Here is a 10,888-nt window from a genome sequence, read left to right on the forward strand (position 1 = left end):
CCGCGTTCCCCGCATGGGCGTGTCGTCGCCGCGCAGCAGCGAGCGCGTGCGCAGGACGGCAGCCGGCAGTGGCGACGCGACGGGGCCGCCCGGCCCCGAATACGTGACCACCCCGCCGCCGACGTCGCGCTCGCCGATCTCGAAGGACGTCAGGGAGATGACGAACGTCGTCCGCTCGAGGCCCGCGGTCGTCCCCGCCCCAGGCTGGGAGGTCTCGCGCCGCCGGTCCAGCGCGAGGACCGCCTTTCCCCGCCCCGGCTCCGGCACCGTCAGGGTCCCCCCGACCGGGTGATCGACGGTGACCGTCAGGCGGGCGACGTCCCCGACGCGGATCTCCGCGGGCTCCAGCGAGGCGGACACCGCGAGCGGCGCGGGCGCGGCGCCGGCGGCCGGGTGCGGGACCATGGCGACCGCGAGACAGACCGCCGCCGCCGAGGCCAGCCTCCTGCACTCGGGCTTCCTCACATCCGCAGCCTTCGCTCCCGGAGCTTGAAGAAGGAGATCAGCTCGCGCTCGTACGGCTCGCCCGCGAAGACCTCGACCGCATCGCAGCGCGCGCCCCGCAGGGTGTCGAGCAGACGTCGGCGCCGCTCGCCCCACCCCCGCGCGAGCGCCTCCCGCACGCCGCGGCCCGAGGTGTCCACGAGCCGCCGCGCCCCCGACTCCGGGTCGCGCCACTCGACGAGCCCGACCGCGGGCCACTCGCGCTCGCGCCGGTCGCCGATGACGACGGAGATCAGGTCGTGGCGCCGCGCCGTCACCCGCAGCGGCCGCTCGAAGCCGGCGTCGTGAAAGTCGCTGAGCAGGAAGGCCACCGAGCGTCGGTGCGTCACCCGGTTGAGGAACTCCAGCGCCGAGACCAGCCGCGTGCCGCGCCCCCGCGGCGTGAACGAGAGCACCTCGCGGATCACCCGCAGCACGTGGCCGCTCCCCTTGCCCGGCGGGACGTGCAGCTCCACCCGGTCCGTGAAGAGCACCAGACCGACGCGGTCGTTGTTGCGGATGGCGGCGAAGGCGAGCACGGCCGCGATCTCCGCCGCGAGGTCCTTCTTGAACCGCGCCGTGCCGCCGAAGAACTGCGACGCGGAGACGTCGACGAGCAGCATGACCGTCAGCTCGCGCTCCTCCACGAACTTCTTGACGAAGAGTCCGCCGCCGCGCGCGCTGACGTTCCAGTCGATGCTGCGGACGTCGTCCCCCGGGACGTACGCGCGCACCTCCTGGAACTCCATCCCCTGGCCCTTGAAGACGCTGAGGTACTCGCCGCCAAAGACGCTGGTGACCATCCGGTTCGTCCGGATCTCGATCTGGCGGACCCGCCGCAGCACCTCCCGCGGGATCGCCGCGGCGGCTGCCCCGGGGACCTCCGGCGCGGCCTTCGGGCGGGGCGCGGGCGTCACGGGACGGGCAGCTCGCCGAGGATGCGGCCGATCAGCCCGTCGGCGGTGATCTCCTCCGCCTCGGCCTCGTAGGAGACGATCAGCCGGTGGCGCAGCACGTCCGGGGCAATCGCCTTCACGTCCTGGGGCGTCACGTAGCCGCGCCCCGCGACGAAGGCGTGCGCCCTCGCGGCGACCGCCAGGTAGAGGCTCGCGCGCGGGGAGGCCCCGTAGCGGATGTAGTCCCCGAGCTTGAGCTGGTACTTCTCCGGCTCGCGCGTGGCGAAGACGACCGAGAGGATGTAGTCCTTGATCTTCGCGTCGACGTAGATCGCGTCGACCACCTGCCGGGCACGGACGAGGGCCTCGGGCCGGACCACCGGCCGGACCGCGATCTCCTTCTCGGTGAACGCCATCGCGTCCATGATCCGGCGCTCCTCCTCGAGGGTCGGGTAGCCGACGCGGAGCTTGAGCATGAAGCGGTCCACCTGCGCCTCGGGGAGCGGGTACGTCCCTTCCTGCTCGATCGGGTTCTGCGTGGCCAGCACCAGGAACGGCCGCGGCAGCGGGAACGTCTCCTGCCCGATCGTGACCTGCCGCTCCTGCATGGCCTCGAGCAGCGCGCTCTGCACCTTCGCGGGGGCGCGGTTGATCTCGTCGGCCAGGACGAGGTTCGCGAAGATGGGCCCCTTGCGGGTGCTGAAGGTCGCCTCGCGCGGGTTGTAGACCAGCGTCCCGACCAGGTCGGCGGGCAGCAGGTCGGGCGTGAACTGGACGCGCTGGAACGAGACGTCGATCAGCGCCGCGAGCGTGCGCACCGCCAGCGTCTTGGCCAGACCGGGGACGCCCTCGAGCAGGACGTGCCCGTTGGCGAGGAGGGCGACGAGCAGCCCGTCGACCAGGTGCTTCTGGCCCACGATGACCTTGCCCATCCCCGCCTGGAGATCGGCGACGAAGCGCCCCTCCTCCCGGACGAGGGCGTTGACCTTCTCGATGTCGCTCTCCATGCTGTCGAGCCTCCCTTGCCTGCCTCGCGCGTCCGCGCCGGGCCCGCGCCGCCGCCGGGCCCCGGATCGGCAGCGGCGGCCCGCTGCGCCATTGTCATGCCAGACGGGGCGAAAATCCACCGGGGATGACGCCGCCGATGATGATACCGTCCGGCCCGCCGCGGCGCGTGTGATCCGCGACACGCGGCCGCCTGCGCCCGGGGCGCGTCAGACGTCCAGCACCACGAACGCCGTCCACCCGCGCTCGGTCCGCTCGACGCGCAGCCGGTGCAGGGTGACGGCCTTGACGTCGGCCAGGAGGCCGTGGCGCGCCGGGTCCAGGGCCTCGCCCTCGGCCTGCGCCTCGAGCGCGAGCCCGCCGTCGCGCTCCTCGATGCGCACCGAGGCGACCCGCAGGAGCAACCCCTCGGCGTCCTTGTAGTAGACGAGCTCCTCGAGGAAGCGATACAGCAGCAGGTCGGCAGCCGCCTCCTCGAGCCGCATGGTGCGCCGCTGGCGCGCCGCGATGGCCCCGGGGTCCGCGGACATCGTGGCGACGGTGGCCTCCGCGGCGGCGAGGAACGCCTCCTCGAGCGTGGGCCCCCACGCCTCGAAGGCGACGTCCGCGATGGCGACGTCGTCACGCGCGCGCCAGCCCCGCGGCTGCGGGACTGCGGCGCCGGTGGGGGGCACGCCTAGCCCTTCACGTTGCCGATGGGGACCAGGCGCACGACCCGCCGGCTGATCCCCGCCAGCTCGGTCGCGGCCACCACGAGGTCGATGTCCTTGTACGCCGCCCCCGCCTCCTCGGCGAAGCCCCCATAGCTGGCAGTGCGCACGAGGATCCCCTGCTCCTCCATGCTCCGCTCGAGCGCGCGCCCCGAGAAGCGGCGCTTGGCCTCATGGCGACTCATCGTCCGGCCGCTGCCGTGGGCGGTGGAGAAGAAGGTCTCGCTCCCCCCCGGCGTCCCGGCCAGCAGGTACGAGCCGGTCTGCATGGACCCGCCGATGATCACCGGCTGGCCCGTCTCGCGGTACATCGCGGGAAGCTCCTCGCGGCCCGGGCCGAAGGCGCGCGTCGCCCCCTTGCGGTGCACGAGCAGCTCGCGCACCCGCCCGTCGACGAGGTGGCGCTCGAGCTTCGCCGTGTTGTGGCAGACGTCGTAGACCTGGCTCATGCCCAGCTCGCGCGGATCCCTGCCGAAGACCTCGGCGAACACCTCGCGGATCCGGTGCGCGATCACCTGCCGGTTGGCGAACGACATGTTCAGGGCGCACTTCATCGCCGCGAAGTAGTCCTGGCCCTCGGGCGAGCCGAAGGGCGCGCAGGCCAGCTCCCGGTCGGGGACGGCGATGTGGTAGCGCGGCCCCATCACCTTGAGGAAGCTCATCAGGTAGTCCGAGGCCACCTGGTGGCCGAAGCCGCGGCTGCCGCAGTGGAACATGACGACGACCTGGTTCGGCAGCGTGAGCCCGAAGGCGCGTGCCAGCGCCTCGTCGAAGACGTTCTCCGGCCGAACGACCTGCACCTCCAGGTAGTGGTTGCCCGAGCCGAGGGTGCCGATCTGCGCGCAGCCGCGCTCGACCGCCCGCGCGCTGACCGTGGCGGCGTCCGCCCCGTCGATGCGCCCCCCCTCCTCCGTGCGCTCGAGGTCCTCCTCCCAGCCGTACCCCTCGCGGATGCACCAGGGGGCGCCCTGCTCGACGACCTTGCGGAAGATCGCCGGCTTCAGGTCGAGGAACCCGCGGCTGCCGACGCCGGCCGGGATCCGCGCAAAGAGCCGGTCGACGAGCAGGCGCAGGCGCGGGCGCACCTCCGCCTCGGTGAGGTTCGTCAGCAGCAGCCGCATCCCGCAGTTGATGTCGAAGCCGATCCCGCCGGGCGAGATCACGCCGGTGTCCGGGTCCATCGCGGCGACGCCGCCGATCGGGAAGCCGTAGCCCCAGTGGCCGTCCGGCATGCAGAAGGCGCACCGGACGATCCCGGGGAGCATCGCCACGTTCGTGACCTGCTCGAAGACCCCCTCGTCCATCTCGCCCAGGAGCCGCTCGGAGGCGCAGACGCGCGCGGGGACGCGCATCCCCTGCTTGTAGCTCGGCGGGATCTCCCAGACGGCCTCCGCGACCCTGCGGATCCCCTTCGGAAGCGGCATGGCGCTCGCACCTCCCGGCGACGGGACGCCCGACGCGGGCGCCCCGCCTGGAATGTACGCCGCATTCGCGCGCGCCGCAAAGCGGCTGCCTTGACTTCCGGTTTTCCGGGCACCAACATCCCCCCGTCATGGGCATGGCATTCCGCTACCTGCCGACCGCGAGCGCGGCCTTCAACACCGGCTACCGCGCGCTGCGGATGTACCTGAGCAACCACTCCCTCAGGGCCTGGGCGGCCGCGGGCGCGCACCATGCCCGCCGGCTCCGGGGCGAACCCTGCCCGACCTTCGCCACGGTCGCGGTCACCTACCGGTGCCAGTGCCGCTGCGAGCACTGCTACTCGGACTCGCCGGCGCGCCCGCGCGAGAACGAGCTGACCACCGAGGAGGCGCGGCGGGTCCTGCGCGAGATCCGCGGGCTCGGCGCAATGATCGTCCACTTCTCGGGGGGCGAGCCGCTGCTGCGGGAGGACCTCTTCGAGCTGGTCGCGTACGCGCGTTCGCTCGGGCTGCTGACGCGGGTCAACTCCAACGGGCTGCTCCTGACCGACGAGAATGTGCGGCGCCTCAAGGTGGCGGGACTCACGGAGTGCGGCGTGTCGCTCGACAGCGCCGACCCCGCGGTGCACGATCGCTTCCGCGGGACGCCGGGCCTGCACGAGCGGGCGGTGCGCGGGATCCGCACCGTCGTCCGCCACGGCATACCGTGCCGGATCATGACCGTCGCCCCCCGCGAGAGCATCCCCGAGGGCCTCGAGCGCACGATCGCCCTCGGGAGGAGCCTCGGCGGGCGGCACATGTACGTCCTGATCCCGATCGCCACCGGCGCGTGGACCGACGCCGCGGACAAGCTGCTGACGGCGGCGGAGCGGGCGAAGCTTCGCGAGCTGCAGGACCTGACGTTCGCGCACCTGGAGATGCCCCGGGCGGGGACGAACTGCTGCATGTACCGCAACGAACTGCTGTACGTCTCGGCGAACGGCAACGTGACCCCGTGCGCCTTCGTGCCCTTCGTCCTCGGCAACCTGCGGGAGCGGCCGCTCGCCGAGATCTGGCGCCGCCACTGCCGGCGGCCGGCCATGGTCTGCCGCGGCGACTGCCCGATGAACATCCCGGAGCAACGCGAGGCGCTGCGGCGCCACGTCGAGGACGCCGCGCGCGACCTGCGGCGGGAGCGGGGAGCGGCGGCGCCGTGAGCACGGGGGCACGGGAGCGGCGCGCCTGGGTCGAGACCACGCTGCGCGAACTGGTCCTCGGCGCGCCGGAGAACACGTTGCGCGACCGCGGCGGCGTCGCGATCTTCGGGCCGCCGCTCGTCGGTGTCGCCGACGGCGACGACCCGCTGTTCGAGACGTTCCGCGACGTCGTCAGCCCGCGCCACCTCATGCCCCGCGCGGTGATCCGCGACCGCATGGCGGACCCGTCCGCGCCAGTTCGCGTCATCGCCTGGGCCCTCCCCTACACGGAGGCCGTCCGGCGCTCCAACCGCGGCGCCGAGTGGCCTTCGTCGCTCTACTCGCAGGCGCGCAACAACGCTGCGGCGCTCAGCGAGCGGGTGTCGCGGTCCTTCGTCGCGCGCCTCGTTGAACGGGGACACGCCGCGACGACGCCGATCGCGACCGCGGCGTACGACGCCTTCCGGGACGAGCGCTGGGTGTTCTCCTCCGCGTGGTCCGAGCGCCACGCGGCCTACGCGGCCGGTCTCGGGACGTTCGGGCTGAACGCGGGACTGATCACGCCGGCCGGGATTGCCGTGCGTTTCGGCAGCGCGGTCACCGATCTGGACGTGGAGGTTTCCGCCAGTCCGACCGGAAGCCATCGCCATCCCTGCCTCGGGCCGGACGGCACCGGCTGCGGCCGGTGCATCCCCCGCTGCCCTGCCGGGGCGATCGGCCCCGACGGCCTGGACAAGGAGAAGTGCTACCAGCGCCGCAACGTGGTGCGCGAACGCTTCCTTCCCGGCTACCGCCAGACGCTGGAGCTGCTGGAGGCCGACGTCGTCAAGGGCGGGAAGCGGACGTCCGGGCACTCGCTCGGCTGCGCGCTCTGCCAGTGCGGCGTCCCGTGCGAGGCGGGCACCCCGCAGACCGCCGCGGGCGGCGGGCACGCCGGTGCTTGACGTCAAGCTCAAGCTGCGCCCGGGCCACACCGCCGAGCGCACGTGGGACGGGCCGGCGGCGCTGCGCCAGCTCGTGTGGAACATCACGTACGCGTGCAATTTCTCCTGTGCCGTCTGCTATGCCGATGCCGGGCGGCGGCGCGACGGCGAGATCGACACCGCTGCGGCGAAGAACTTGATCGCGCGCGCCCGCGAGGCGGGCGTCCGGGACGTCATCGTCTCCGGCGGCGAGCCCTTCATGCGGCCTGACGTCCCCGAGCTGCTGGCCGCGATGGCTCGGCACGGCATCTCGGCCCGCATCGCCACCAACGGCAGCCTCCTGACGGACGAGCTGCTGCGGCGCCTCCGCGCCGAGACGCTCGTGTCGAGCTTCCAGGTGAGCATCGACACCCTCGATCCCTCCCGATACGCGGCGCTGCACGGCTGTGACCCCGCGCTGCTCGAGCGGGCGATCGCGGCCACGCGCCTCGTCCAGGCCGCCGGCTTCCACGCGACGGTCTCATCCCGCGTGACACCGGCGACGCTCGGCGATCTGCCGGCCCTGATCGACCTCGCGCGCCGCGAGGAGTGGGCGACGCTCACGCTCCACCTGCCGGTCCACACGCGACGGGCGCGAGACGCCTGGGAACCGGATACCGACGTCCTGAACCTCCTGGAGCCAGTCTTCGATCACTTCCTCGCGGGAGAGCACTGGCTCGTCGAGACGTACATCCCCTGGGCGCCGCTGCACCCGGCGATGCAGCGTCTCGGCGAGCGGGTGCGCGTCGTTCACCGCGGCTGCAGCGCGGGGCGCGACCGCCTCACCGTGAATCCCTGCGGCACGCTCAGCCCGTGCGTCTGCCTCGATGTCCCCGGCGCGCACGTCGGGAACGTCGAGCGCGACGGCCTGGAAGCGGTCTTCGCGTCCGCCGCGCTCCGCGACGCGGAGCGCAGGGCGAGCCCGCAGGGATCCTGCGCGGGCTGTGACCTCTTTGCCTCGTGCAGGGGCGGCTGCCGCGCCGCGGCCTACGCGTTCTCCGGGAGCATGCGCGCCGAGGATGCGTCCTGCCCCGTGCGACGCCTGCCCGGAGGACCCCGCGCCGCCGGCGCCCGTGGGTAGCGTGGCCCGGGGGCCCGCCGTCGCGGCCCTCCTCCTGGGCAGGCGGGGGCTGGGCAAGGTCGTCCACGTCTGGCTGCCGGTGGCGGTGCTGGCCGCGACGGCACCCGCCGGCGACGCGACACCGGCGCTGCTCGCGGCCGCCCGCGTCCTCGTCGCCGCGGGGTGCTTCGCCCAGGTCAGCATCCTCGCGAACGACCTGTTCGACCGGCGCCAGGACGAAGCCGCCGGCAAGCGGCGGTGGATCGCGACCGTTCCGCTCCCGGGCGCGGTCGCGCTCCTGGCCCTCGTCGCCGCGATCGGGGCCGGCGCGCTGGCGGTCGCGGGAGGGCGCCCGGCCCTCCTCGTCTACGGGTCCTCGCTCGCGCTGGGTATCCTCTACTCCGCCCCGCCCCTGCGGCTGAAGGTGCGCGGGCTCGCGGGTCCCGTGACGTACGCCGCCGCCACGGCCGGGGCCTACGCGCTGCTTCCCGGCGTCGTCCTCGGGGGCCGGTCCGGCGTTCTGGCGTATCTCGCGGCCGTCGTCTTCCTCGACAAGTGGGTGCACCTCCTCCACCACCAGGTCACCGACCACGACGCCGACCGGTTGGGCGGCGCCGCGACCTTTGCGGTCGCCGCCGGACTGGCGCGCGCCCGCGCCCTGCTGCGCTGCGCCGCCTGGGTGGCGACGGGCTGCTTCCTTGCCGCGCCCGCGCTGCTCCTGCAGACCGGACCGCGCCGGGGTGCGGCGATCGCCGTCGCCGCGACGGTCATCGGCCTCGTGGCCGCCGGGGCCAGCGCACGCGGGGTGCCGGGGACGCGCACGACGTTCGCGCGGGAACTGCCGGCGCTCTACCTCGGGCTCGGGCTCTCCACCGTCCGGCTGCTGCCGGTCCTGCTGCTCACGGCGGCGGCGCTCGACGCCCCGGGGCTCTGGCCGCTCTGCCTCGCCGCGGCGGCGACCGCTGCCGCGGAACTCGGGAGCTATGCCTCCCGGCCCGGTCCCGCCAGCCGCCCGCTGCCAGCGGCTTCGTCCGTTCTCGCGGCCGCCGGCTTCGCGCTCGCGCTCGTCGCGCGGGTCGCGCTGCTGCACGACAAGCCGTTCTGGCGCGACGAGGCCTGGGTCGCGTCGCTCACCGCGGAGTCGGTCCCCGCGATACTCGCGACCGCCCAGCCGGCGCCCGTCGGCTTCGTGCTCCTCGCGAAGGTGACCGCGCTGCTCGCCGGCGCGATTCCCGGGGTGACCCCCGAGATCGCTCTCCGGCTGCTGCCGCTGCTCTGCGGCCTCGCGGCGGTCGCCGCGCTCCCGCGGCTGGCGCGCGCCCTCGGAGCCTCGCCGGCCGTCTCGACGACGGTCCTCCTCGCTGCCGCCGGCGCGCCCCCCCTCGTCTACTATTCGCGCGAACTCAAGCACTACGGCGTCGACCTGCTCCTCGCCGCGCTCGTGCCGCTGCTCGTGCTGCGCTTCTTCGGACGCGACGCGGGCGCGCCGGCGGGCGCACGACCGGGGAGCGGGACGCGGCCGCTCGCGGCGGCGCTGCTGGCCGCGCCCTGGGTCTCCTTCGCCTCGGTCTTCCCCATCGCAGGGGCGATCGGCTGGGGCTGGGCGGCGCCCTGGCGCGACGCGGCGGCTGCGACGCGACGCCGCTGGGCGGCGCTGACCCTCTTGTACGCCCTGTCGTTCGCGCTGGCCCTCGCTGCTGCCGTGCACCGGCAGGCCGGGAACCCGCTGCTCCTCCAGGCCTGGGAGAGCGATCTCGCCCGCGGGGACGCCCAGCCATTCGCGGTCAGGACGGCGTCCGTCGCGACGGACTGCGTGCGGGTCACGTTCTCGTACTTCTTCCCTGGGCTCGAGCTCATCGCGCTCCCGCTCGCGGCGCTCGGTCTGGTCGCGTGGACAAGACCGGGTGTCTCGATCCTCCGCTTCCTGGCCGTGTCGACCTTCTCGCTCACGGTCGCCGCAGTGCTCGCCCACCGCTACATCGCCGCGCAGGGCAGGTTCCTCCTCTTCGCGGCGCCGCTGGTGCTGCTCTGCGTGGCCTCGGGCATCGCCGAGCTGGGGCGACGCCTCCAGCCCGTTGTCGGGCCGCGCCTCGCGGGCGCGGCGCCCCTGGCGGTCGCGGCGGCCGCGGCGGTGGCGTGGACGGGGGCCGCGGTCGAGCACCGACTGCCGCCGTACCGCAACGACGTCGCGCGCTACTTCCGCTACGACATCCTCCACGACGTGGAGCCCCTCGTCGCGGCGGCGGCGAGCGCGATCGGGCCGGGCGAGCCGGTGCTCGTCTCGTTCGGCTGTGCGCGACCCTTCCGCTGGTACGCGCAGGGGCGGCTCCCGGACGCGACGGCCCTCTCGCCGCCACTGACGCCCGCCGACGCCGCGCGCGCCCTGCGCGCGTGGACGGACAGGACCCGGTGCTGGGTTCTCCTGCTCGACGAGGAGGAGCGCTCCTGGGAGCGGATGACCGTGCGCGCGGGCTTCAGGCGCTCGGTCGCGGCAACCGCCCGCGGCGCCCAGCTCTGGGAGCTGCTGCCGCTCGGTGAGGCGCCGGCCGCGAGCACGGCGCCGCGCCGCCCGCCGCCGCTATCCCAGGCGGGCCCGGCGGCGCTTGACCTGCGTCAATGATGCCCGCGCCGCCCGGAGGTATGTTCTCCGGCAGGATCGGGTGCGCGGCCGGCGCCGCGGACCCGCAGGCGCATCACCGGACGGAAGGGGGCACGGGACCGATGAAGAAACTGGAACTGGCGAAAATGCGGGAGTTCAATCCGGGCTCGATGAAGAAGAACCTGCTCCACGACTCGCCGTGGTTCAGGATCATCAACTTCAACCTGCCCGCCGGCCAGACCTTCCCCGTCCACTCGCACGACACGGAGGGGCAGCTGAGCATCCTCGTGATCGAGGGCGAAGGCGAGTTCCTCGGGGCCGGCGATGCCGCCATGCCCGCCGTTGCCGGCGACATGCTCGTCTCGGAGATCGCCGAGCCGCACGGGGTCCGGGCGCGGACGGACATGCGGATCGTGGTGACGATCGCCCCGCCGTTCTAGCCCGGATTATTCACGAGGGGTCTGCAGTTCGACGTATTTTGAGGTAGTGAGGGACGCCGGAGAGAGAGCGACGCCGCTCCGGTTGGTTGCGGAAGCCGGTTTGTGGCCGTTGGCGAGCGACGCGCTGGTAGCGAGGG

10 protein-coding genes are annotated in these 10,888 nt (G+C 73.8%); 5 read left to right on the plus strand and 5 right to left on the minus strand.

All coding sequences use genetic code 11. The features are described from left to right. From VI078_11940 to VI078_11960, 5 genes are all read right to left on the minus strand, one after another. The coding region (locus VI078_11940; GenBank protein ID HEY5999990.1) for a hypothetical protein at positions 1 to 465 on the minus strand (465 nt) is incomplete at its 3' end. Beyond that, a complete protein-coding gene (locus tag VI078_11945) occupies positions 462 to 1,400 on the minus strand; it encodes a DUF58 domain-containing protein (GenBank protein ID HEY5999991.1) in 939 nt (312 codons plus the stop codon). The genes VI078_11945 and VI078_11940, both read right to left, overlap by 4 nt. Continuing rightward, the gene (locus tag VI078_11950) at positions 1,397 to 2,386 is read right to left on the minus strand and encodes a MoxR family ATPase (protein HEY5999992.1); all 990 of its coding nucleotides are present in this window, start codon (positions 2,384 to 2,386) and stop codon (positions 1,397 to 1,399) included. Before VI078_11950 ends, VI078_11945 begins: the two co-directional genes overlap by 4 nt. A 207-nt stretch (positions 2,387 to 2,593) precedes the next feature. Next, positions 2,594 to 3,058, minus strand: coding sequence for an archease (locus VI078_11955; GenBank protein HEY5999993.1), 465 nt, complete (start codon positions 3,056 to 3,058; stop codon positions 2,594 to 2,596). Between the two features lie 2 nt (positions 3,059 to 3,060). Beyond that, entirely contained in the window at positions 3,061 to 4,518 is a 1,458-nt protein-coding gene (locus VI078_11960; GenBank protein HEY5999994.1) for an RtcB family protein, read from the minus strand. A gap of 128 nt (positions 4,519 to 4,646) precedes the next feature. Between VI078_11960 and VI078_11965 the strand changes: the two genes are divergently transcribed. The 5 genes from VI078_11965 to VI078_11985 all read left to right on the plus strand — a co-directional run bounded on the left by VI078_11965 (position 4,647) and on the right by VI078_11985 (position 10,751). Further along, positions 4,647 to 5,711 (plus strand): radical SAM protein, encoded by a 1,065-nt coding sequence (locus tag VI078_11965; GenBank protein ID HEY5999995.1) that lies wholly within the window; start codon positions 4,647 to 4,649, stop codon positions 5,709 to 5,711. Continuing rightward, positions 5,708 to 6,634 carry an epoxyqueuosine reductase gene (locus tag VI078_11970; protein ID HEY5999996.1) on the plus strand — a complete coding sequence of 309 codons (927 nt, stop codon included), beginning with the start codon at positions 5,708 to 5,710 and terminating at the stop codon, positions 6,632 to 6,634. The genes VI078_11965 and VI078_11970 overlap by 4 nt, the downstream gene beginning before the upstream one ends. Beyond that, complete coding sequence (locus VI078_11975; GenBank protein ID HEY5999997.1) at positions 6,627 to 7,733, plus strand: radical SAM protein; 1,107 nt, start codon at positions 6,627 to 6,629, stop codon at positions 7,731 to 7,733. The genes VI078_11970 and VI078_11975 overlap by 8 nt, the downstream gene beginning before the upstream one ends. Before the next feature lies 1 nt (position 7,734). After that, positions 7,735 to 10,332: a UbiA family prenyltransferase gene (locus VI078_11980; GenBank protein HEY5999998.1), complete on the plus strand. Its 2,598-nt coding sequence runs from the start codon at positions 7,735 to 7,737 to the stop codon at positions 10,330 to 10,332. A 101-nt stretch (positions 10,333 to 10,433) separates the two neighbouring features. Then, a complete protein-coding gene (locus VI078_11985; GenBank protein HEY5999999.1) occupies positions 10,434 to 10,751 on the plus strand; it encodes a cupin domain-containing protein in 318 nt (105 codons plus the stop codon). Positions 10,752 to 10,888: the final 137 nt, after the last annotated feature.

This window comes from bacterium, from assembly GCA_036524115.1.
Taxonomy (GTDB): Bacteria; JAUVQV01; JAUVQV01; order JAUVQV01; family DATDCY01; genus DATDCY01.